The sequence below is a fragment of the Ruegeria sp. H4 genome (assembly GCF_056533065.1).
The window spans coordinates 1,645,217-1,667,149 of sequence record NZ_JBQFOC010000001.1; the positions used below are offsets into that span (position 1 = coordinate 1,645,217).

19 protein-coding genes are annotated in these 21,933 nt (G+C 55.6%); 7 read left to right on the forward strand and 12 right to left on the reverse strand.

The window, feature by feature from the left end:
- Positions 1-196: 196 nt before the first annotated feature.
- The 5 genes from ACR0KG_RS08290 to ACR0KG_RS08310 form a co-directional block, all read right to left on the reverse strand.
- Positions 197-1,369: an ABC transporter permease gene (locus ACR0KG_RS08290; protein ID WP_480826983.1), complete on the reverse strand. Its 1,173-nt coding sequence runs from the start codon at positions 1,367-1,369 to the stop codon at positions 197-199.
- Positions 1,370-1,404: 35 nt separating this feature from the next.
- Positions 1,405-2,547: an ABC transporter permease gene (locus ACR0KG_RS08295; RefSeq protein ID WP_480826984.1), complete on the reverse strand. Its 1,143-nt coding sequence runs from the start codon at positions 2,545-2,547 to the stop codon at positions 1,405-1,407.
- The gene (locus ACR0KG_RS08300; RefSeq protein WP_480826986.1) at positions 2,544-3,257 is read right to left on the reverse strand and encodes an ABC transporter ATP-binding protein; all 714 of its coding nucleotides are present in this window, start codon (positions 3,255-3,257) and stop codon (positions 2,544-2,546) included. The genes ACR0KG_RS08295 and ACR0KG_RS08300 overlap by 4 nt, the downstream gene beginning before the upstream one ends.
- On the reverse strand, positions 3,254-4,072 hold the full coding sequence (locus ACR0KG_RS08305) for an efflux RND transporter periplasmic adaptor subunit (RefSeq protein ID WP_480548315.1): 819 nt from the start codon (positions 4,070-4,072) through the stop codon (positions 3,254-3,256). The genes ACR0KG_RS08300 and ACR0KG_RS08305 overlap by 4 nt, the downstream gene beginning before the upstream one ends.
- Before the next feature lie 369 nt (positions 4,073-4,441).
- A complete protein-coding gene (locus tag ACR0KG_RS08310; protein ID WP_480548313.1) occupies positions 4,442-5,488 on the reverse strand; it encodes a helix-turn-helix domain-containing protein in 1,047 nt (348 codons plus the stop codon).
- Between the two features lie 282 nt (positions 5,489-5,770).
- Here ACR0KG_RS08310 and ACR0KG_RS08315 point away from each other — a divergent pair, with 282 nt between their 5' ends.
- From ACR0KG_RS08315 to ACR0KG_RS08345, 7 genes are read left to right on the forward strand one after another with little or no spacing between them, the layout of a single operon-like run.
- The gene (locus ACR0KG_RS08315) at positions 5,771-6,889 is read left to right on the forward strand and encodes an aromatic ring-hydroxylating oxygenase subunit alpha (RefSeq protein ID WP_480826988.1); all 1,119 of its coding nucleotides are present in this window, start codon (positions 5,771-5,773) and stop codon (positions 6,887-6,889) included.
- Positions 6,886-8,421, forward strand: a complete 1,536-nt coding sequence (betC, locus tag ACR0KG_RS08320) for a choline-sulfatase (RefSeq protein WP_480826989.1) — start codon at positions 6,886-6,888, stop codon at positions 8,419-8,421. Before ACR0KG_RS08315 ends, betC begins: the two co-directional genes overlap by 4 nt.
- Entirely contained in the window at positions 8,418-9,212 is a 795-nt protein-coding gene (locus ACR0KG_RS08325) for an SDR family NAD(P)-dependent oxidoreductase (protein ID WP_480826990.1), read from the forward strand. The genes betC and ACR0KG_RS08325 overlap by 4 nt, the downstream gene beginning before the upstream one ends.
- Positions 9,212-10,144, forward strand: coding sequence for a 3,5-dioxohexanoate:acetyl-CoA acetone transferase (gene kce / locus ACR0KG_RS08330; RefSeq protein ID WP_480826991.1), 933 nt, complete (start codon positions 9,212-9,214; stop codon positions 10,142-10,144). Before ACR0KG_RS08325 ends, kce begins: the two co-directional genes overlap by 1 nt.
- Positions 10,145-10,154: 10 nt before the next feature.
- Positions 10,155-11,573 (forward strand): aminobutyraldehyde dehydrogenase, encoded by a 1,419-nt coding sequence (locus ACR0KG_RS08335; protein WP_480826993.1) that lies wholly within the window; start codon positions 10,155-10,157, stop codon positions 11,571-11,573.
- Complete coding sequence (locus ACR0KG_RS08340; protein WP_480826994.1) at positions 11,573-12,313, forward strand: SDR family NAD(P)-dependent oxidoreductase; 741 nt, start codon at positions 11,573-11,575, stop codon at positions 12,311-12,313. The genes ACR0KG_RS08335 and ACR0KG_RS08340 overlap by 1 nt, the downstream gene beginning before the upstream one ends.
- Entirely contained in the window at positions 12,313-13,245 is a 933-nt protein-coding gene (locus ACR0KG_RS08345; RefSeq protein ID WP_480543795.1) for a 3-hydroxyacyl-CoA dehydrogenase NAD-binding domain-containing protein, read from the forward strand. The genes ACR0KG_RS08340 and ACR0KG_RS08345 overlap by 1 nt, the downstream gene beginning before the upstream one ends.
- Here ACR0KG_RS08345 and ACR0KG_RS08350 read toward each other — a convergent pair.
- The 7 genes from ACR0KG_RS08350 to ACR0KG_RS08380 all read right to left on the reverse strand — a co-directional run bounded on the left by ACR0KG_RS08350 (position 13,205) and on the right by ACR0KG_RS08380 (position 21,733).
- Positions 13,205-14,251 (reverse strand): GlxA family transcriptional regulator, encoded by a 1,047-nt coding sequence (locus tag ACR0KG_RS08350; RefSeq protein ID WP_480826995.1) that lies wholly within the window; start codon positions 14,249-14,251, stop codon positions 13,205-13,207. The two genes, ACR0KG_RS08345 and ACR0KG_RS08350, sit on opposite strands and share 41 nt — an antisense overlap.
- 143 nt (positions 14,252-14,394) lie before the next feature.
- Positions 14,395-15,462: an ABC transporter ATP-binding protein gene (locus ACR0KG_RS08355; protein WP_480826996.1), complete on the reverse strand. Its 1,068-nt coding sequence runs from the start codon at positions 15,460-15,462 to the stop codon at positions 14,395-14,397.
- Positions 15,462-16,709, reverse strand: a complete 1,248-nt coding sequence (locus ACR0KG_RS08360) for an MGH1-like glycoside hydrolase domain-containing protein (protein ID WP_480826997.1) — start codon at positions 16,707-16,709, stop codon at positions 15,462-15,464. The genes ACR0KG_RS08355 and ACR0KG_RS08360 overlap by 1 nt, the downstream gene beginning before the upstream one ends.
- A gap of 5 nt (positions 16,710-16,714) precedes the next feature.
- Positions 16,715-17,923, reverse strand: coding sequence for a carbohydrate ABC transporter permease (locus ACR0KG_RS08365; RefSeq protein ID WP_480543799.1), 1,209 nt, complete (start codon positions 17,921-17,923; stop codon positions 16,715-16,717).
- Positions 17,923-19,155, reverse strand: a complete 1,233-nt coding sequence (locus tag ACR0KG_RS08370; RefSeq protein WP_480543800.1) for a carbohydrate ABC transporter permease — start codon at positions 19,153-19,155, stop codon at positions 17,923-17,925. The genes ACR0KG_RS08365 and ACR0KG_RS08370 overlap by 1 nt, the downstream gene beginning before the upstream one ends.
- A 65-nt stretch (positions 19,156-19,220) precedes the next feature.
- On the reverse strand, positions 19,221-20,576 hold the full coding sequence (locus ACR0KG_RS08375; protein ID WP_170537420.1) for an extracellular solute-binding protein: 1,356 nt from the start codon (positions 20,574-20,576) through the stop codon (positions 19,221-19,223).
- Positions 20,573-21,733 (reverse strand): LacI family DNA-binding transcriptional regulator, encoded by a 1,161-nt coding sequence (locus tag ACR0KG_RS08380; protein ID WP_480548290.1) that lies wholly within the window; start codon positions 21,731-21,733, stop codon positions 20,573-20,575. The genes ACR0KG_RS08375 and ACR0KG_RS08380 overlap by 4 nt, the downstream gene beginning before the upstream one ends.
- Positions 21,734-21,933: the final 200 nt, after the last annotated feature.

Here is a 21,933-nt window from a genome sequence, read left to right on the forward strand (position 1 = left end):
AGAGAATTCAGCTCTGACCCAAGTGCTCGCCGAGCGCAGTTAGAAGCACCCAACAACTATCACCTAAGGCGGTTTCGAAAAACGGCTTCACGGGCAATTTTGTTTCAGGATGCACGAGATTAGCAAACCAGCGAGAGGTTATGTCATCGACATCAAGCAGCGGTACATTTGATGAGCACAGAACAGAAGAAGCCACCTAGCGACGCCCTCTCAATGCTACTGCAATCGGCAGCCGAGCTGCAGCCATTGCGGGTACGACACCACCTATGACTCCGATGGCAAGACCAACCAATGCGGCCTCAACCATAACATCTCGACCAACCACAAGATGGAAGGCCAGCTTTGTGCCATTTGCGCCGATCGTACTTGCCTGCCAGCCGTTTATTGCCAGCCATGATGCGGCAATGCCCAAACCAATGCCCAAGGTTGAAAGCAATACAGCCTCCAACCAGGTCGCTACACAAGCCGATAAGCGGCTAAACCCCAACGCCCGGACGATGGCGATTTCGACGGTTCGATCCGATACCGAGCTCATCATGGTATTCAGCGCCCCAGCGGTTGCGCCAATCGCCATCAATATCGCCATTGGCCATCCAAAATACCGGACGAGTCGCGCCGTTCCCTCGGCCTGACCTGCGTAGAGCTGAGCCTCGGTCAAAACCAAAAGTTGAGCTGTATTGAATTCTGAGGTGGCGCGGATTAGCCCTTCAAGCTTGTTGGCCTCCGTGAGAGAGAGCCGAAGACTTTGCACCTCACCCAAACGGTCGAACGCCGCTGCCACAGCATCAATGTCGCCCCAAATCTCTGATTCCAAAGCACTTCCTTGGTTAGAGAAATGTCCGACAACCGTCCAATCAACCGGACCGAGCCGAACTCGATCACCGACGTTCAAGCCAGGATAGCGGGCGGCCAGTTGCTCACCTACCATGATCTCACGCGCACCGGCTTTTATCGAGCGGCCGGAAACGAGCGTAACACCCGCGCGAATGCCCGGGCCAGTTTCATCCATACCGCGTAGTGCCAGTGTTTCAGGTACCGCGTCGGGACTGTGTCGAAACTCGACGGGAACCACCAGTTCGCGCGACAGGACGGGTACATTTCGATCGTCGCGCAAGACGCCCAAATCGACGCGCGTTGCCAGAAGTGCTCGCACAACTTCATTTGGGATATCAGAGTTGCCTTCCTGTCGTGTGCCGCCCCCAAGGATAACAGCCACGTCTGATGATCCCGCGCTTTGCAACGTGATCTCGAACCCCCGCGCCATGGCAAGAAAGCCGCTTAGAACGCAGACCACAAGCGTGATTGACCCGACCATAGACAAGGAAATGGCCAGCCTGCGCGGAATACTGAGAAAGGTTGCACGGCTCATTGCAATGATTTGTCGAAAGGATGAAGGCATCGGGCTTACCTCGTTCTGAAAGCGGAAAGGATTGGCGTTCGCATGGCGGTCAGCGCGGGCAGCGCCCCGGCGACGAGACCAAGCAGGAAAACCAGTGCGGCTGCGCGCAACAGGACACCCGGATCAAAAACCAGCCCCAGAGCGGGCGGCAAGGCCAGGCTGGCAAGCTTCGCAAGTCCCAATCCGATGGTACCGCCGAGCAGGAATATGAAAAGGGCCTCAGCCAAAACCATCAGCAGGATAAGGGATTGCGAAAACCCCAGGGTTTTCAGCACACCGACCTCAAAACGACGCTCGCGCAAGGCGAAGACCATTGTGTTGATCACGATCATCAAAAGCGTCACGAAAGAGGCGCTCACAACCAGCGTTACAACATGTTTGATGTCTGCATATTGGCTGAGGAACGCACTGAGGAATTGCTTTTCTGACAAGGTGCGCGTGGGTGCCGCAGAGTTGGCGAACAACGCGTCTATACCCGGTGCCAATTCCTGCGGTGCAACTCCTGGTTCTGGACGAAGCGCGAAGGTGGACACGGTATCTTTGCCGCGTGCGCGGCCTTCGTTGATGTAGCGATACTGGGCAAGGATAAAATACGTATCTGTGCTGGCACTTTTGCCATTAAAGATTCCGGCAATCTCAAACGGCCAGTCACGGCTTCCATCACGTCTTTTAGTGCGGAAGGCCGAAACCGTCAGTCGGTCTCCGACCTTCCAGCCCTGAGCCTCGGCAAGGGCGCGCCCAACAAGCACCCTATCCCGCCCGGAGCCCAGCGCATCAATCATAGACTGGCTCAGCCCGAGATCACTACCGCTGACGGCCAGTAACTTGTCGGGCTGACCTGCGCTGACCGCGACCACATTGCGCTCATCGCGAACGCTGCCGCGCAACCGTGTGATGGGGCTGACTTCTGCAACACCTGGCACCGCAGCGATGCGCGGTAGATAGGCCACGGGCAAGGGCTGACTTCGACCGGCTGAGTGCATTACACCAAGCAAATCGTCGCTGGCGGCGGCCGTGCCCTGTGATCCGGCAATAAAACTGGCGGTCAGACCGTAGATGAAAAAAGCCACTACGACGGAAATGACCAGCAATATGGAACGCAGTGGTTTGCGTAGCGCGCTTTTGCGAGTGAGACCAAAGAATGTCATGCCATCACCCGCTCACGCTCAAAAAACACGCCTTTATCAAGATGCAGTGTACGGCCCGCGACCTCGGCAGCTTCAGGGTCATGGGTGACCATCACGATGGTCTTGCCAAGCTCGCGGTTCAGGTATTCTAGCATTGTCAGTACTTCATCGGCGGATGCACGATCCAAATCCCCGGTCGGCTCGTCGCAAAGTAAAAGAGTTGGATCAGACACAATTGCGCGTGCGATTCCGACGCGTTGTTGCTGCCCACCGGACATGCGTGCAGGATTTTGACGTCCGCGCCCGGCCAGACCCACGAGATCGAGTATTTTCTCAACCCGCACGCGCCGCATAGATGCAGGGATCGGTTTCAACAGCAGCGGAAGTTCCACGTTTTCTTCGGCGGTTAGCATTGGCAGAAGGTTGTAGAATTGGAACACGATCCCAAGATGGTGCGCACGCCACGCTGAACGGGCGGCCTCGCCCATATGGTCCAGCCTTTGGCCTGCGATCCAGATCTCACCAGTATCTGGCCCGTCAAGACCTGCCAGAAGGTTGAGGAGCGTTGATTTCCCGGAACCCGATGGCCCCATCACAGCGACAAATTCACCTTTTTGGATGGTGAGATCGAGGTTTTCGAATATTGGAACGCTCGTGCCACTGGTTTGAAAGGTCTTGCCGATACCGTGCAGTGTGATGAAAGACTTGTTGGTTTCTGAATTGGTACTCATGGGTTAGCTCCCGGTTCTATTTGGGTGTGCATCGATGATGAAGGCAACGTGATGTTGACGCGTGCTGCCATGCCTGGCCGCAGCCCGGCTGGCGGATCGATCGGTTTAAGGCGCAGCTCAACCGTTCCTTTGGCGGCATTCACCAATGGCGCTATGCGTTGAACCGAAAAAGTGAAGGGTTGATTGGGAAAGGCGTCCAGAACCGCCTCACCGATGAGATCATCGCTTAGGTCAGTAATCGCTTTTTCTATCACATCAGCATCGATGACCAACTGGCCCAGATCAGCAATTTTCATCAGACCGATTCCGTCATGTATCGCATCGATACGGTCCAGAACGGCATCGCCTACATGAGCGGAAAGATGTGTCACAGTTCCCGCGATCGGCGCACGCACGGTCAGATCGGCAACGCGTTCTTCCGCGACGCGTACAGCGAACTCGGCCCTGTTAAACTCGGCTTTGGCGTGTTCGACCCGGTTGGCCGCCATGCGCGCAGCCGTTTGTGCATCTTCCAACCGACTACTTGGAACCGCCCCCCTTCGGCTGAGCTCGGCCTGTCTCTGCAGTGTCGCATCAATCTGCGCCCAGGAAATACGTGCAGCAGAAAGCGCCAGTCTGGCGACATAAAGTGAAAGCTGCGCGCTTTCCAACGCAAATCTGGCGTCTTTGTCCTCAATAACAAGTACCGGTTGGCCCAAGCGAACCATGTCTCCGGGTTCAACAAGAATATCCGCGATAAGCCCACTATGTTCCGCATAAACAACGGCTGAGGATTTTGCGGCGACGTAGCCGGAACCAGTGATTTCTCGGATCATGGGTGCTGGAGAAGGCGCAGGTGAGTCCAAGACGAAAGGCTGCGGCGCAGCTCCAACTGACGTATTCGGCACATCAGGCTGCAACAAAGTGCGCTGCGCGCCATCAGGCAGAAGAGCAAATCCCAGACCGGCCGCAAACAACAATAAAGATGTTAAACTTGCCAGAGACAGCTTGGAAAAGCGCCGAGATGACCTGCCCGCTGTAATTGGCGCCGGGTACGCTGAAAGCTCTCTCAGCGTCTCGGACATTTTACTGTTTTGGTCGGTGACTGTTTTCATGTCACCAGAATTTGTCGCATCCCGCGAACCCGCGACCTCTAACGCGATCTAGGACGTTCGAAATCGCGATTCAGTCAATTCCAAGCGAGGTCAGCGCGTCTCTTTTGATGTGGGCCCTTTTGATTTGCGCCATTCAAGCGGCGTTACGCCTGTCACACGTCGAAACTCTCTGTTGAAATTAGATTTTGTCTCAAAACCAACTTCGAACATGATCTCCGTTACCGAACGTGTGCTGTTCTCCAGCAGTTCGCAAGCCTCAGCGATACGGTAGCCGTTGACGTATTGTGAGACATTGTTTCCCGTCATCCGGTTGATTGCCCCCGAGATTTGCCTCGACGGGACAACCGCCCGGCGGGCGAGGCGCGCAAGGTTTAGATCGGCGTCCCGATAGATATGTGTTTCGCTCATCAAACTCTCGATGTTTGCCATGATCTCTTGATCATCAGCAGAACCAGAGAGTGACGATGGCGCAGTTGTTGGGGCGTGTGTTGAGCTTTCACCCGTGGCTCGACCACGACTGGCCACTGCGGTGGCCATTGAAAGAAAGAGCAGAGTTGCGACATTACCAACCGAGACGAGCTGCGGCAAATGACGGGCATTCATGATCGCGATGTCAACAGTGATAAGCGTGTCAACCACTGCAGAGAATATCAAGACAAGTGCCGCAAAAACCAAAGCACGGTGAACCAGTCCCGCAGATTCCAGCGCCGTCACCCGAAGTGCATCTGCCCCGGATCTCAGCAGAAAAAGTATAAGAGCTGCATAGACAAGGAACGTTACGATAATAATCACGTCCAGCGCAGCGGGCCAGAAAGCCATCGAAAACAGGACCATCAAAAGTGGAAGACTGTGCGGCGCAATCGGATAGAGTTTCCCAACCCGCCGTGGGCCGACCAGTTGCAACGAGCCGAAGTAAACCAATGGGGCCATTACGGTCGCCAGCAGTGGCGAAAGGAAGCGGACCCATTCAACACCATACCCGAAACGCAATCCGATCAACATGGACTGCAAAGCCGCACATATGATCAACAGCATAAATGCTGAGTTCTTGGGTTGATCATTCTCCCGCCGGGCGATGCTGACAAAAAGCAGTACCAGTAAGATTGTGACAACAAAAGGCAGCGGTACAAAGATCATAGCGCAGAGATAACTCGTCATGCTTGAATAGAATGATTGCTGACAAAAGATGAGGCACCCAGCGCCAATGGTCTAGACCTCAACACAATGTTTCATGACGATGCTTCAGATCTTGGCAACTGTATTTTTCAGACTTCTCGTAAACAAAGCCCATTGGGATTGATCCAAATTCACAGACTCTTCCTTTGTTGGGTGGCTATTTTTGTAATTATTTTGGCGAAAAATGCTAAGTTTCGTTCCACCGCTTCAATATCGTTTTTTCAAATCCGGGAGGATGAATTGATGGACATCGCGGCAATTTCAGATGGCTACGACGACAATCCAGCGCGTTCGAAATCTTTGAGGGTAGAAGCCTATACCGAGCCAAGATGGTTCGACACTGACCTAAAGTCCGTGATCGGCAAGACTTGGCAATGGGTCTGCCACGTTGAAAAAACACGTGATCCGGGGGCCTATGTCACAGTTGAGATCGCGGGCCAGCCAATTGCGGTTGTACGTGACAAAACTGGCGTACTGCGTGGGTTTTATAACGTCTGTAAACACCGTGCTCATGAACTCCTTTCAGGCGAAGGCACCACAACACGGATTATGTGCCCTTATCATGCATGGGTCTACAAACTGGATGGGCAGTTGGTGCGCGCGCCACATACCGAAAATCTCGTCGATTTCGACGTGAACGAAATTTGCTTGGACGAGGTGCAAGTTGAAGAGTTCTGTGGCTTCGTTTTCGTCAACCTAGATCCAAACGCCATCCCGTTGGCAGAGCAGTCTGGCAATCTTGAGATCGAAGTGCGCCATTGGGCCCCTGATGTAGATCAGCTGACCTTTGGCCACCGACTGACATACGACATCAAATCGAACTGGAAGAATGTCGTCGATAACTTCCTGGAATGTTACCATTGCCCCACCGCGCATAAGGATTTCTGCGATCTGGTAGACATGGATACCTATAAGGTAACAACCCACTCCATCTATTCCAGCCACATGGCCGATGCAGGTCAACACGCAAATTCAGCGTATGACGTTGCCAATGCCACAGTCAAAACCCACGCGGTGTGGTGGCTCTATCCAACGACCTGCCTGATGCGATATCCCGGGCGGTCCAGCATGATCGTCCTTAATATCATTCCAGTTGGGCCGGATCGGACTTTGGAAACCTACGATTTCTTTCTGGAAACGCCCGAGCCTGACGCAATGGAGCTTGATGCCATCCGATATCTGGATGAGGTTCTTCAGGTCGAAGACATCGGTCTGGTCGAAAGTGTGCAGCGCGGTATGAGCACGCCTGCCTTTACCCAAGGGCGCATCGTGCATGACCCTGATGGATCGGGAAAATCCGAACATGCGGTGCATCACTTTCACGGACTGCTTCTGGATGCCTACACCAAAGGTGCCGCGTGACGCAGCCCAACATACTCGTGATCATGGCAGACCAACTGGCGCCACACTTCACCGGAGCTTACGGGCACAAAACCTCTAAAACGCCGCATCTCGATGCGCTTGCTGCGCGTGGTATGCGGTTTGATGCGGCCTATTGTAATTCACCTCTTTGTGCGCCCTCGCGCTTCGCCTTCATGTCAGGTCAGCATATCAGCCGTATTGCGGCCTATGACAACGCGTCAGAGTTCAAGGCATCCATCCCGACCTTCGCCCACTATCTGAAAATGTTGGGATATCGGACATGCCTGTCAGGCAAAATGCATTTTATTGGCCCTGACCAGATGCACGGGTTCGAAGATCGCGTAACCACTGATATCTATCCATCGGATTTTGCCTGGACCCCGGACTGGGAAGCACCCGATGAGAGGATCGACAAATGGTATCACAATATGCAGACCGTCAAGGAAAGCGGCCTGGCACATGCAACATTTCAGATCGACTACGACGATGAGGTCGCCTTTGCCGCCAAACGGTGGCTCTTTGATGCAGCGCGCGACAAGGCGGCGGGCAACGCGGCACCCTTTGCGATGGTGGCCAGTTTCATTCACCCGCATGATCCTTATGTTGCCCGGCCCGAGTGGTGGAACCTCTATTCCGACGACGATATCGAGATGCCGGACTTTGTGCCCGCGCTTGAAGATCAGGACCCGTTCTCACGCAGGCTGTTGGATGGGATCGAGGCGTCTTACGTACCACTGACGGATGAGGAAGTGATCCGCGCGAGACGCGCTTACTTGGCCAATGTCAGCTACTTTGACAGCAAGATCGGTGAACTTGTTCAGACCCTCGAAGAAACGGAGGAACTTGAAAATACGATCGTGATTGTGACCGCAGATCACGGCGACATGTTGGGTGAACGTGGTCTTTGGTACAAGATGAACTTCTTTGAGCATTCCGCGCGCGTGCCGCTTGTCATGGCAGGCCCTGGCGTAGTGATTGGGACGGCTCAGAACGCGGTCTCGCTTGTAGACCTCCTCCCCACCTTCATCGACATCGCAGGTGGCGATCTTTCAATGCTGGGCGAACCGATAGACGGGCGCAGCTTGATCCCTTTGATGAGGGGAGAAGACGATCCTGTGGACGAGGCGATTGGCGAGTACTGTGCCGAAATGACCGGCTATCCCGTGATTATGATCCGGCGGGGGCTGCTCAAATACATCCACTGCGACAGTGACCCCCCTCAGCTTTACGACCTTGGCCGCGATCCCAAGGAAACGCAAAATGTCGCGGCAGACCCGGGTTACACAGATGCCGCAGCTCGCTTTGCCAAAGAGGTCGCTGATCGATGGAATGGCGAAACGCTTCGAAAGCAGATCATAGCGACACAAAGGTCACGTCGGGCTCTGCACGCTGCTATGGAAGCCGGAGCTTGCGAGGCTTGGGATTACAACCCGCCCTCTGACGCCAGCCAGCAATATGTGCGCAACCACAAGGATTGGACGCTTGCGGCCAGCAGGTATCGCTTCCCACCCCGGAAGGACCAAGATCAATGATGTTAAAAGGAAAAATCGCACTGGTGACGGGTGCGCGCGGTGGAATTGGCCGCGCGATTGTAGCGCGGTTCTTGAAAGAGGGTGCGACGGTCTACGCGGCCGACCTGACGCCCCAAGGGTCACTGGACAAGCACGACGACGACGGCAGTCATTTTGTGAAACTCAATGTCACCCTGGAAGCGGACGCGATCGCCGCAATGGACATTGTCGGCGCGGCCCATGGCAAATTGGACATCCTCGTAAACGCGGCGGGGATCGAAATCGAAAAGACAGTCGAGGAAACCACGCTTGAGGAATGGAACCAAAGCTTCGCGGTGAACTGCACAGGTACATTCCTTACCTCAAAATACGCGCTGCCTTTGATGCGAGCAGCAGCAAAGTCTGGCAGCAGTGCCAGCCTTATCAACTTTGGTTCATATGACGGGTTCATAGCTGACCCTGGTTTGGCTGCCTATTGCGCGACCAAAGGGGCCGTCCATGCGCTTACCCGCGCCATGGCCTGCGATCACGGCCCTGAAGGCATTCGGGTCAATGCGGTTTGCCCTGGTTACATCGATACACCCATGTTGCAAAGTTTCTTCAATGGGGATGGTTCGGGCGGTGGCGGTGGCAATATCGAAACCCTGCAAAAAGCAGTGCGCGACGTGCACCCGATGCGCACCTACGGCACACCGACGGATATCGCCAATCTAGTAAATTGGCTTGCCTCGGACGAGGCGCGCTATGCGTCAGGCCAACTATGGGTGCTGGACGGGGGTCTGTCGGCGCAAGTCCAACAGATGAAGCTCTGATGCCCAGGCCTGTTATCATCACCTGCGCACCGACCGGTGGCATTCACACACCGTCGATGTCGCCTCACCTGCCCATCACGCCAGCTCAGATCGCAACAGCAAGCATCGAAGCGGCAGAGGCCGGTGCGTCGATCATCCACCTGCACGCCCGTCACCCTGAGACGGGTAAGCCCGACCCACGGCCGGAGCTGTTCGGCCAGTTCCTGCCTGTCATCAAGCAAGCGACTGATGCGATCATCAACGTTTCGACCGGAGGCGGGCTGGGAATGTCTATCGACGAACGGCTGTTGGCTGCCACGTCTGCGAGCCCAGAGATGGCTAGCCTGAACATGGGTTCAATGAATTTCGGGATCTTCCCGATGCTTCAGAAATACACCGAATTCCAGCATGATTGGGAACGTCCATTCCTTGAGATGACCGAAGACTTCATCTTTCCCAACACGTTCAAGACGATCCGCTACGCTATCGAAAAACTCGGCGGAGATCATGGCACGAAGTTCGAGTTTGAATGCTACGATCTTGGCCACCTCTACAACGTTAAATGGTTTGTCGATCAGGGGATCATCAAACCGCCATTCTTCATTCAGATGGTGTTTGGAATTTTGGGCGGCATCGGGGCTGACCCCGACCATTTGGTCCACATGCACAACACAGCCGACAAGCTGTTCGGATCAGAAAACTACGAATGGTCCGTGCTGGCCGCTGGCCGCCACCAGATGCCATTCGCCACGCAAGGCGCCATGCGTGGCGGCAACCTACGCGTCGGGCTAGAGGACAGCCTATTTATTAGTAGAGGCGAACTGGCCAAATCGAATGCCGAACAGGTGGCACGGATCCGCACGATAGTTGAAAGCCTTGGCCTCACAGTTGCATCCCCTGCAGAAGCGCGCGCACGGCTTGCCCTCAAAGGTGGCGATCAGGTCGGGTTCTAGGGAGGACAACATGCAAACGAAAATGCTGATCAATGGCGAAATGGTGGACGGTACGGGCGAGGCGCTTGATGTCGTGAACCCCGCAACGGGTGAGGTCATCGGGGCCGTGAATGAAGCCGGGTCAGAACAGGTCGAAGCGGCTGTTCGCAGCTCTGCCGAAGCCTTCGACAGCTTCGCAGGCATGCCTCCTGCTGATCGCGCCGCCATTTTGCTGCAGATCGCTGATATCCTCGAAGAACACAGTCAGGAACTAGCAGAACTGGAAAGCCTTGATGTCGGCAAACCATGGCCCTCGGCCCTTGATGACGAAATGCCGCTAACCATCGATGTCTTTCGTTTCTTTGCCGGTGCCGCACGCACAATGACGGGCTCGGCCGCCGGAGAGTACGTGGCCGGGCATACATCGATGATCCGTCGTGATCCCGTGGGTCCGGTCGCCGCCATCGCACCATGGAACTATCCTTTGATGATGGCCTCCTGGAAGTTGGCGGCCCCTATCGCCGCCGGTTGCCCGGTCGTCCTGAAACCGTCCGAGATAACCCCTCTGTCTACCCTTCGCATGGCGGAGCTGCTGCAAGACGTCCTTCCCAAAGGGGTGTTGAATGTGATCCACGGGCGCGGCCCAACTGTTGGCGACGCCCTCATCAACAGCCCGCAAATGGAAGCCATCAGCGTCACAGGTTCCCCCGCAACGGGCATGGCGGCGATGCGGGCAGCTTCGCAGCAAATCCGGCATGTCCACCTTGAACTGGGCGGGAAGGCACCTGTGATTGTCTTTGATGACGCTGATCTTGAGGCCGTAGCCGAGACCATTCGCTTTGGGAGCTATTTCAACGCCGGTCAGGACTGTGCCCAACCCTGTCGGGTGATGGTCGCTGCCAAAGCTTATGACAAGCTCGTCTCAGCCATTGAAGGCCAGGTCAGCCAAATTCAGATCGGCGCTCCAAAGGCGGAAGGCACCGAAATGGGGCCATTGGTCTCTTTGGCGCAAAGGGATCGCGTTGCAGGCTTCGTCGAACGTGCGCGCGGGGCTGCTGAAATCGTGACCGGTGGTGCCGAGGGCGGCGGACAAGGTTTTTTCTACCAACCAACCGTCATCGCCAATGTCGACAACAATGCCGAGGTCGCCTGCAAGGAGGTATTTGGTCCAGTTGTGACAGTTTCGCGGTTCTCAGATGCGGACGATGCTCTGAGGATTGCAAACAGCGGTTCCTACGGTCTCGCATCCTCGGTCTGGACGCGTGATGTCGGCCGGGCCATGCAGATGACGGCGAAACTGCGCTATGGCTTCACTTGGGTGAATACGCATGGGGTTGCCACACCGGAAATGCCTTGGGCCGCGATGAAAGGGTCCGGCACTGGAAGCGATATGTCCGTTTATGCGCTGGACGCCTATACCGCGATCCGCCATGTGATGGTGGCGCACTAATGCGGCTGGCTGGCAAACGCGCTTTTGTTACGGGCGGCAAGCAAGGGATTGGTCGCGGAATTGTGGAGGCATTTCTGGCTGAAGGGGCTGCTGTTACGACCTGCGGGCGCGGCCCACAACCTGATGATCTGCCGGAGAATGCAATTTGGCACACGCTAGATGTGTCCGACCCTGACGCAATTGCACAAATCGTCTGGACAATCGGGGGCACTGATATCCTGGTCAACAACGCGGGCGTGCAGGTCGAAAAGACTGTAGTCGATAGCACAGACGAAGATTGGAACCGGGTGATGGGCGTCAATGCGCGCGGCGTGTTCAACTGTTGTCGGGCCTTCATCCCACACATGCCTTCGGGGTCTTCAATTATCAATATCGGTTCGATTTCTGGCAATGTCGCGGACCCATCAATGGCACTTTACAATGCGTCCAAAGCCTTTGTGCATGGGCTGACCCGCTCAATCGCTGTCGATCATGGACCCGGGATTCGCTGCAACGCCATCTGCCCCGGCTGGATCGAAACGGGCATGCTGGATGCCGGTTTTGATTTGGCAAATGATCCAGCACGAGCCAAACAAGACGCGCTCGCCCGGCACGCGGTTAGACGCTTTGGCAGACCGGCTGATATCGCTGCTATGGCTGTTTGGCTCGCCTCTGATGAGGCGGGCTTCGCAACCGGGCAGCTGTTCACTGTTGATGGCGGCATGACCGCAGCCTCACCCCTTAATCCGGGACTATTCTGATGACAGAGATTAATCATACCGCCGTCCTTGGGGCTGGCGTTATCGGTGCAAGTTGGGCCGCACTCTTCCTCGCTGCGGGTCGTAGTGTCACTGTCTTTGACCCCAGCCCAACCGTTGAATCTGACGTGCGTGACTATATCGAAAAAGCATGGCCCGCCCTTGAAGAGCTTGGATTGACGACGCGTGCAACACCCGATGCCATTCGCTTTGTTGCGAACGTAAAAGAGGCTGTGCGCGACGCGCAATTCGTTCAGGAAAACGTCCCGGAACGACTGCCCATCAAACACGCGACCTACAAAGATATCGAAGCCGCTCTCACACCAGATGTGATCGTTTCCAGTTCCACCTCGGGTTTGACGCTCGAAGCATTGCAGGAAGGCTGGCAAGATCCGAGCCCTCTGATCCTTGGCCACCCATTCAACCCACCCCATCTGATCCCACTGGTGGAACTCACTGCTAACACCGCGACGAAAGCGGATGTCTTGGACCGAACAGAAGCGTTCTATGAGGATATCGGCAAAGTCACGATCCGAATTCGCAAAGGTCTTCCGGGCCACGTTGCGAACCGCTTGCAGGCCGCTGTATGGCGCGAGGCAGTACATATGGCCATCGAAGGCGTCGCCAGCGTCGAAGACATCGACAAAGCCATGTGGGCAGGACCCGGTTTGCGTTGGGCCGCAATGGGCCCGACAACGCTCTTTCACCTCGGCGCGGGCGAAGGTGGGCTCAGGGCCTTTTGCGCGCATTTCAAGGACACGTTCAACGGCTGGTGGGATGATCTTGGGGATCCCAGACTCAATGACGATGTTATCGAACTTTTGGTCGATGGAATGTCAGCACAATCCAAGGGCCAAAGCACCGCAGACCTATCTGCTCAACGAGATCGAATGCTCACTGCGTTGCAGACAGCGACCCGGCACCTTCGCTCTTGATGTCAGGCTGGTACATGGGCCAAGCACGGAACTCGAACGGCACCCGCCCAGCCACCCGATCCGCGCTTGGTGCCAAGCCGAAACGTTGATGATAGGCCCGGCTAAAGTTCACTTGGCTGTTGAAACCAGAGGCCGCAGCAATCTCACTTAGCTTCAACTCAGTCTGTGTGACCAAACCACGTGCCCGATCCAGCCGGATATCACGATAGTAAGCCACGGGTGATCTATGTACATATTGCTGAAACAGGCGGCTGAGTTGCCGCTGTGAGGTTTGTAAACGCTCCGCAATCTCGGGGATCGACAGGGTGTTTTCCAGATGGGCTTCCATCAAATCAATGGCGGCGCGGACGACGCCAGATGTTACATAGCCCATGGGTTCAACAACCTTCGGGTTTTGTGACTGATCTTCACCCCTGACATTGTGATGAAAAAGGTAGCGTGCTGTCGCGTTGGCGGCGCTTTCACCCGCAACGTTGTGCACGAGTTTCAGCCCCAAATCCGTCGAAGCTGTTCCGCCGCAACAGGTGAATATGCGACCATCCAGTACAAACATGTTCTCAGAAACCGTGGTGTTGGTTGCAATTTCGATGAATGCATCAATGTGCTCATAGTGAACTGTTGCAGTCTTACCCTTAAGCAATCCCGCCATTGCCAAAATGATCGCGCCGGTGTCCAAACCACCAATGATGACACCCGATCCAGCCCATCGTTGAAGCAGTGTGCGAAGTTGGCGCGACGCGTGCCGTTCGGGTGTCCAACTGGAACTGACCAGCATCATCCAGGGCTCGGATCGTTCGACCTCTTTCAACGGTTTGGTGCAAACGACCATCCCATTGCTGGCTTCAACTTCGCCACCGTCTTTGGAAACGAAAACCCAATTGAACTTCGACGCTCCGCTCAGATAATTCGCGATGCGGAACGGATCGATAAATGCAGAAGTCGCCGAGACATTAAAATGCGGCGTTACATAAACGATGATCTCAAGCTGGGCACCTGACATGGCCATTTTTGTAAAGCATCGTCCGAATTCGTCAAACGAACTTCCATGGAATGAACTGGATCATCGGATCTGGCTTTGACGGCCCAAAATCGGCTTAAGTGCACCGACCGTTCCATTTCATCTAGCCAGAAAAGCACGCGAAAGACCGATCATGTCTTTGCAGCTTGCTCGGTCATCGATTGTCCGTCGGCATCAAAGAAGTGTGTTTTGTCAGGTGGAAAGACCATGCCAATTCTTGCGCCGCTTCTTAGATCAGTATCCCCGTTCAGACGCACCGTGACACGTTCATCGTTGCCGCAATCAACAATCAGAAACGAGTCTGCCCCCAGATACTCGACCACCTCGATTGTCCCGTCCGATTGACCGGCACCGGGGTTTGCGATCTCAATATGCTCGGGGCGTATTCCGACTTTGGTCGCTTCGCTGGTCAGGAGAAACCCGCCTGAACCGCCATTGTCCAGATGATATGCGCCATCCCGCGTCGAACATGGCAGGATGTTCATCTTTGGGCTTCCGATGAACTGAGCAACAAACAGATTGGCCGGGCGCTCATACAACTCGCGTGGTGTCCCCACCTGCGCGATCTTGCCGTATTCCAGTACGACAATCCGATCCGCAAGCGTCATGGCCTCGACCTGATCATGGGTCACATAGATCATCGTACGCTTTAGGTTCTGGTGCAGTTTCGCGATCTCGTACCGCATTTCGACCCGCAGGGCGGCATCGAGATTCGAAAGCGGTTCGTCGAACAGGAAAGCGGTGGGATCGCGGACGATCGAGCGTCCGATGGCAACACGCTGACGTTGTCCCCCCGATAGATCCTTTGGTCGGCGTTCCAGAAACGGCTCTAGCTTCAGCACTTCGGCGGCTTTTGTAACCTGTTCCTGAATCTCAGCCTTGGGCACGCCCGCTACCTTGAGTGAAAAGCCCATGTTTTCGCCCACGGTCAAATGCGGATAGAGCGCATAGGACTGGAAAACCATGGTGAGCCCACGCTTGGATGGCGGGTGGTCGGTGACATCGCCGTCATTGATCAGAAGCGCACCGCGCGAGATATCTTCTAACCCGCCAATCATGCGAAGAAGTGTGGATTTCCCACAACCCGACGGGCCGACGAAAACAACAAATTCACCTTCTTCGATCTTAAGATCGACGCCCTTGATGACCTGTGCGCTGCCGAACCATTTTTCGACGCCTTTGAGTTCAATACTGCCCATCAGTTCCTCCCAGCCCAATGCAGCCAAACAGCGGCTGTCCAGGTAAATGCCTTGCCGCCTGCGGGGCTGCCCGTCATTGGGTCAAAATATTCTGCAAAGCCAAAGGTTGAGATCAGATCTGCTGTTTTACTGCGTAACAACTCTGCCTCTACCTTGTGGCCCATTTCGTCCAGACCGAACCCGGCCAGCATGTTCATGATCGCCCAGCTTGGCCCTCTCCAATATCGGCGGGGATCGAAGCCCGGCATTGACGGGTCATAGCTTGGGAAGGGGTATGGTACGGTTTCCAATACCGACCGTGCGCGCTGCAGCATTCCCTTAGAATCCACACCTGCATACCAGCACAGGTAAGATGCGTTTGAAACGCTACCGGACCACTCGCCAGTGTGCGCATCGCGAGAATCAAAGGACCCCAGTTCATCATTCCAAAGCGATTGCGCCCCGGCTTCCAATTTTGCGATGTCCTCGGTCAAACCGTCGGCGGGTAAACCCAATGCTTCACTGACGATCAACAGATCCCGTGCAGCGCGCAAAGTGGTGAACGACATGGTCGGATCGGCAACCCGGAATGGATTGTCATCGAGCAGCTTACGCTGATCCCAATGCACGTTCCGCCCGATCTGGACCAGCTTTATATAACGGTCGTAGTCGTATTTGGTCGGGCGGTCATCGCTGTTCACGTGCTTTGTGTCACGACGCTGATATTCGCCCACGTCCGAGGCATCCATCCGCGCCATCGTGTTGTCCCAATCCGGTGCATTGTCCCGGCCAGCCTCCCATGGATGGGTAGTGCAAACTGCGCCGTGGTCATCAAGGCGCCACGTCATGATCCACCGGTGCCAGGCCAGCAGCGCCGGGAACAATGAACGCATCCGCGCTTCACCGGCTTCGGGGTCTTTTTCCCAGATCTTGCGGGCCATCGTTGCGGCGATCGGCGGCTGGATTATACCTGAGGAGGGAATTGGCCCGTTGCAGCCCCAGACGTCAGGGCCCGGGAAATAACCCTCATCCTGCTTATGAAACAGGATATGTGGCACCATACCGTCATCCCATTGGCCTGAAAACAATGTTTCGATTTCGACCCATGCGCGGTCGATGTCGAACTCGGCAAAGCCCAGCGCAGCGATGGCACTGTCCCAGTTCCATTGATAGGGGTACAGCCCCTCGGTTGGGATGGTGTAACCGCCGCGATCGTTGGCAATCAGAATGTTGCGTGCCTCGCGGTCGGGGTTTGTATGTTGGTTCATCTCGGTCATCCTTTGACAGACCCTGCCGTCAGGCCTTTGGTCATGAAACGTTCAAGCCCCAGGAACAGCGCCATGATCGGAACAGTGGCGATCACCGCGCCGGCCATAAGGTGCTGTCGGGGAATTTCCGAGGAGTTCAGCATGGTGACCCCTCGGGTCAGAGTGAATTTCGACGGATCGTCCAGCAACATGAAGGCCAGCAGGAACTCGTTCCAGGCAATCATGAAGACATAGAGTGAGACCGAGGCTAGGGCTGGCAGGCTGAGCGGCAACGTGATCTTCCAGATCACCGCCAAGCGCGAGAGGCCATCCATCAGACCAGCCTCCTCCACCTCGGTCGGGAGTCCACGGAAATACCCCTGCAGCATGTAAAGCGCGACCGGGATCGTCGTGACCGGATAGATCATAACGATGCCCAGGATAGAGTTGCGCAGACCAGTCAGCGAGAACGCAATATAGATCGGCAGCGCCAGAACGATCATCGGCACCATGTAGATCAGCAGGATTGAGCGAGAGAACGCCTTTTGCCCCTGAAACCGGAAACGCGCGACCGCATAGGCACCTGGAACGCTAAACGCCAGTGTGATGAAAACTGTCAGGACCGAGACATAGAGAGAGGTCCAAAGATAGGTGCCGAAGTTAAAATCGCGGAAGAGTTCCGTATAGCTACGAAACAGCGCCCAGCCCTGCGAAAGGTCCACCGAGAAATCCAGCGGATTTTGTAACAGCGCCTGTTGCGATTTCAGGCTGGTCATTACCATCACATAGAAGGGAATGACGACAATGGCGGTAAAGAAGATATAGCCGAATCCGGTGCAGAAGCGGATCACCGCATCCTCGAACTCATGGCGGGTTAGCTCTCCGAAAGGCAGTTCCTTCAAGATTTCTGCCATTGAAAGATGCATCACCAAAGCCATGGCGATGACGGTAATCATCGTGGCCTGCAGCGTGGTGTCTGACCCGACCAGAACCGGACCAAAACCTGTCACACAGGACAGGCCCAGCAGGGCCGTCACACCCAGGCGTGCCGGGGCAAGACGCGCCGGAAAGCGAACGTAGGTCAGACCAACCACCGCCCCCCAGATCAGGCTCATCAGAACCTGCGGACGAAAGGCTGCGCCCGTCGCGAAAGACATGGTCACCGCGACGGTTGTGGAAATGACCACCAGCCAAAGTGCACCCAGAACAGGTCCAGTGATAAATCCATTGCGCATCACAAACCCTCCTCACGGCTGATGAAGCGGAAGAAGACGAAGCTGAAGGTGATCAGGCACATCAGGATCACAACAGCAACGGCAGCGCCTGCACCGATATTCGAGATCGCAAAGGCTTGCTCATAGACGTTCACGGTCAATGTGCGGGTCCCCGCATTGCCGCCGGTCAGCAGGAAGATGTCGTCGAATTTATTGAACGTCCAAATAAAGCGCAGCAGGAACAGCACCGACAGGATGCCCAGCAATTGCGGAATGCTCAGCAGCCAGAACTTCTGGAAGGGAGAAGCGCCATCCATATCCGCAGCCTCATACATGCTGGAATCGATGGATTGCATCCGCGCCAGAATGAACAGGAAGGACAGTGGAAAATAGCGCCAGATTTCGAACACCGTGACCATGATCAGTGCCAGTGGTCGTTCACCGAAAAAGTTGATCGGATCATTACTGAGCCCCATTTGCACCAGCAACGCATTGGCCGAGCCAGAAAAGGGGTCAAACAGTGTGACCCATGTGAAGGCCACGGCAATCACGGGTGCGACATAGGGGAATAGATAAAGACCCCGGATGAAGCCCTGACCTCTGAAGCTTTTGTTCAGCAGCAGCGCGGCAAACAGGCCCATGACCAAGGCACCAATTGTACCGAAGACGGTGTAAAACAAGGTGACCCAGAGAACGCCCCAGAATTCTGATCCGTCAAAGACACGAGCGAAGTTTTCCAGACTGAAGTCCAGACTGGTCAGAACGTTTGGTCCTTTGCCGGTAATGCCCGGTTCGGATCCTTCCACTAGATCTTCAAATGTGTCCTTATCGCCATCCAGGGTGACCGGAATGCGAATACGTTCCCGTTGACCACCCTCCAACGTACCGAAATCGCAGAATAGGTCTTGTCCATTCAGAATGCAGGGAGTGGCGACCTCACCCGCGGTGACACCATCAGGCAAAACATCGCTGAGCGTTACACCTTCGACAGCGATTTCCTGACTAGAGTTGCGCAGTCGATATTCGATACGCAGATCGTCACCCGATCCTCGCAGGCTCTCGCGTACAACGGGCGCAGGTGGACGCAGGTCTGACAGCGAGAAGGGTTTGAAGCTGATCCAGATGATTGCCAGCAATGGCAAGATCACAACCAGCGACACGCTTATGATGGTTGGAGCCAGCAGCGCCCAGGCCAGACGCGCCTCGCGTTTGGCTAAGGCCCCGGTTCCGGTCGGTGGGGTGGCCGAAGTCATGAGGTACCTCGAGGGGTTGGGTGCAACGGCGCGAACGCCGCTGCAGATGCCAAAGAGAGGTCGCGTTATTCGACCTTGGCGAGTTCGTCATTCATGGCGGCAACCGCAGCTGCAGCGTCAATTTCACCATCAATGTACTGACGAACGACCCGATTGATCGCTTGGCTGTTGATCATCTTCGACGCTAGTGCCAGCTGACCTTCAGCCACGCCCCAGCGCTGGGCAACGTCCAGACCGCCAACGATTTCATCGATCATGGCCTGTTCATAGAGATCTCCGAGCGGCGCTTTGCGATCGACACCAACGGGCAGTTCAGCCCATGCTTCCGCAAAGGCAGTCGGGTTATCGGCGTTGCCACGACGGACGGGGAACTTGCCCTCTGGTGCGATAGCCAAAGTTTGGGTGTAGCCATCATCCATAGCAAACTTCACAAAGTCGATCGCCGCATCGGTATCCGCATCGCTGGTAATACCGAAGTAACGCACATCACCCCAAGCAGCTCCATCCGGGTTCGAGGGGCCGGACAGCTTGGTCACGATACCGGTCTTGCTGGCCAAATCGCGCGAGGTCGGATCATCGTTGATGGTTGGCGGCGCACTGTCGCGCAGACCGGCCAACTCGTCCAGAATGAATGGGGACCAGATGATCATGGCGGCTTTGCCGTCGAAATACAGCTCACGCGATTGCTTCCAGTACAATTCACCCGGAGGCGAGGCCTGAGAGATCGCTTTGTAGAAGTCCAGAACCTCGGTGGTCTTGGCTTCGTCCAATGGCTGGAAGCCGTCGGAACCTACAGGGCTGACGCCATTGGCGAGGAAGACATGCTCCAACACCTGGCTCATGAAGTTTTCATCAACCTTGGTCGCGGAAACAAACCCGTACATTTCAGGTGGGTTATGCAGCGCATCCAGCGCTGCCTGAATGTCAGCAAAACTGTTCGGTGCTTCCAGACCCGCCTCATCAAACAGGTCCTTGCGATAGACTACCATCTGGGTCCAGCCGTCGACCGGAACCGAAGCAGTTTCATCATCAAAGGCAGCCATGGACAGAGGGCCAGGGGCAAAGGTATCAGCGCCCAGATCCTCGATCACTTCACTTGCAGCCCCGGTGTCCAGAATACCAGCTTCAGCCCAGGGAAGGGCATATTGCAGTGGGTGATAAACCACGTCCGGCAGATCGCCGGCAGCAAAGGCGGCGGTGGCGCGGGTGCCAAGATCGCTTTCGGTAACCGGGATCACCTCAACTGTTGTACCGGTCTGGGCCTTGAACTGATCAGCCATCTCCTGCTGTCTGGCCAGACGCTCCGGTTGTTCTTCGGTTGTCCAGAAACGGATCGTGTCCGCCTGTACGGATAAGGCAGTCAGCGCGAGTGCAAGCGACGAGCCCAGCATAAGCTTGGCCGCTTTGGGTGTAAGTTTCATTGATAGGTTCCTCCCAAGATGTGTTCATTCGATTTCGTGATCTTTTCCGCCAACTCCTCCGAGGTCAGCGATGGCGGGCCGTCAGAGGCCCTTTCGGTCAAAGATGCTTCGCCAAGCTCGCGCAAAGTGTCAGGGGCTTCTCCCCGGATTTGGCGGATTAGCAGTGTTGCAAGGCGTGCCCCCGCAGCGTGGCTATCGACGTTAAAAGTCGTCAGGCCTGGACGGGCATAGTGGCATTCAGGGATACCGTCGTAGCCAATGATCGAAATATCCTGTCCGATCTTCAGCCCCAGATCGGTTGCGACCCCGTAACATCCCAAGGCCGCCAGGTCGGTGGCAAAAACGATCGCGGTGGGTGGCCGATCCAAACGCAAAAGGGACCGGCTTTCGGCGGCTCCCTCTTCACGCGTTCGGGCGCCGTTCCGCACAAGCTCTGGATCGAAGGGCAGCCCAGCGATACCCAGCCCTTCAACATAACCATCGCGGCGGAGATGGCTGTAGTTGAATTTTAGATCACTGCCGACATACCCGATGCGGGTATGGTTGTGACCTGCAAGCCGAAGCACCGCCTTGCGGATGGCTGTCTCGCCCGAGATATCGAACCACGACGTATTTGCAGGCGGAGTGGCGCATCCATATCCAGTGCGACCATATAGGATGAACGGCACGTCCAGATGCCGTAAAAATCGAATACGCGCGTCATTGACCGCAGTTCGAGGCAGGATAAACCCATCAGCCTTGTGCTCTTCCACAAGACGGGCAAGAACCTTGAGCGTGTCCTGCTCGGATCTTGCGGTTGATATCGTCATGGTCCAGTCAAATCCGCTTGCGGCCTCGCAAGCTCCGGCTAGGAATTCCTGCAAAAATGGGTTGTGGCCATCCGGCTCGTCAGCGTTGAGCACCATCGCAATGGCGCGAACACGTCCGGTTCGAATAGCTTGTGCATGGCTAAGGGGACGGTACCCCAACTTACGTGCCATGGTTTCGACGCGCTTGCGCGTGGTTTCGGAGATATCGGGATATCCGTTCAGCGCGCGCGAAACCGTGCTTTTCGAAAGACCAAGCCGGGCTGCAAGATCATGGATCTTAACACGGCCAGAAATCTGCTGATTTTCAGCAACAGATACATCCAACCGATTTGTAAGATTCGCTCCCATCTTTCCAACTTTCGGTTCCGAAACCGGTTTCGGCAACAGATTTTGTAGAACTTCTGTAGCTTGAACCTCTGCTGGCAGAGCCAACTTGGTTCCTGGAAGACGCCTAAAACTCTAATATCCGAAGAGACACTGTCGCGACGATCTCGGGTCAGGATTCACAACCAGTAGATAATGGTCGTTACGAGGGCGACTGAGGAGAG

Bases quoted from the DNA above. Each gene is read 5' to 3' on its own strand.
- ACR0KG_RS08335 (WP_480826993.1), top strand. From the start codon at position 10,155: ATGCAAACGAAAATGCTGATCAATGGCGAAATGGTGGACGGTACGGGC.
- kce (WP_480826991.1), top strand. From the start codon at position 9,212: ATGCCCAGGCCTGTTATCATCACCTGCGCACCGACCGGTGGCATTCAC.
- ACR0KG_RS08340 (WP_480826994.1), top strand. From the start codon at position 11,573: ATGCGGCTGGCTGGCAAACGCGCTTTTGTTACGGGCGGCAAGCAAGGG.
- ACR0KG_RS08300 (WP_480826986.1), bottom strand. From the start codon at position 3,257: ATGAGTACCAATTCAGAAACCAACAAGTCTTTCATCACACTGCACGGT.
- ACR0KG_RS08315 (WP_480826988.1), top strand. From the start codon at position 5,771: ATGGACATCGCGGCAATTTCAGATGGCTACGACGACAATCCAGCGCGT.
- ACR0KG_RS08380 (WP_480548290.1), bottom strand. From the start codon at position 21,733: ATGGGAGCGAATCTTACAAATCGGTTGGATGTATCTGTTGCTGAAAAT.
- ACR0KG_RS08305 (WP_480548315.1), bottom strand. From the start codon at position 4,072: ATGATCCGAGAAATCACTGGTTCCGGCTACGTCGCCGCAAAATCCTCA.
- ACR0KG_RS08290 (WP_480826983.1), bottom strand. From the start codon at position 1,369: ATGAGCCGTGCAACCTTTCTCAGTATTCCGCGCAGGCTGGCCATTTCC.
- ACR0KG_RS08360 (WP_480826997.1), bottom strand. From the start codon at position 16,709: ATGAACCAACATACAAACCCCGACCGCGAGGCACGCAACATTCTGATT.
- ACR0KG_RS08345 (WP_480543795.1), top strand. From the start codon at position 12,313: ATGACAGAGATTAATCATACCGCCGTCCTTGGGGCTGGCGTTATCGGT.
- ACR0KG_RS08325 (WP_480826990.1), top strand. From the start codon at position 8,418: ATGATGTTAAAAGGAAAAATCGCACTGGTGACGGGTGCGCGCGGTGGA.
- ACR0KG_RS08355 (WP_480826996.1), bottom strand. From the start codon at position 15,462: ATGGGCAGTATTGAACTCAAAGGCGTCGAAAAATGGTTCGGCAGCGCA.
- ACR0KG_RS08350 (WP_480826995.1), bottom strand. From the start codon at position 14,251: ATGGCCATGTCAGGTGCCCAGCTTGAGATCATCGTTTATGTAACGCCG.
- ACR0KG_RS08370 (WP_480543800.1), bottom strand. From the start codon at position 19,155: ATGACTTCGGCCACCCCACCGACCGGAACCGGGGCCTTAGCCAAACGC.
- ACR0KG_RS08365 (WP_480543799.1), bottom strand. From the start codon at position 17,923: ATGCGCAATGGATTTATCACTGGACCTGTTCTGGGTGCACTTTGGCTG.
- ACR0KG_RS08310 (WP_480548313.1), bottom strand. From the start codon at position 5,488: ATGATCTTTGTACCGCTGCCTTTTGTTGTCACAATCTTACTGGTACTG.
- ACR0KG_RS08375 (WP_170537420.1), bottom strand. From the start codon at position 20,576: ATGAAACTTACACCCAAAGCGGCCAAGCTTATGCTGGGCTCGTCGCTT.
- ACR0KG_RS08295 (WP_480826984.1), bottom strand. From the start codon at position 2,547: ATGACATTCTTTGGTCTCACTCGCAAAAGCGCGCTACGCAAACCACTG.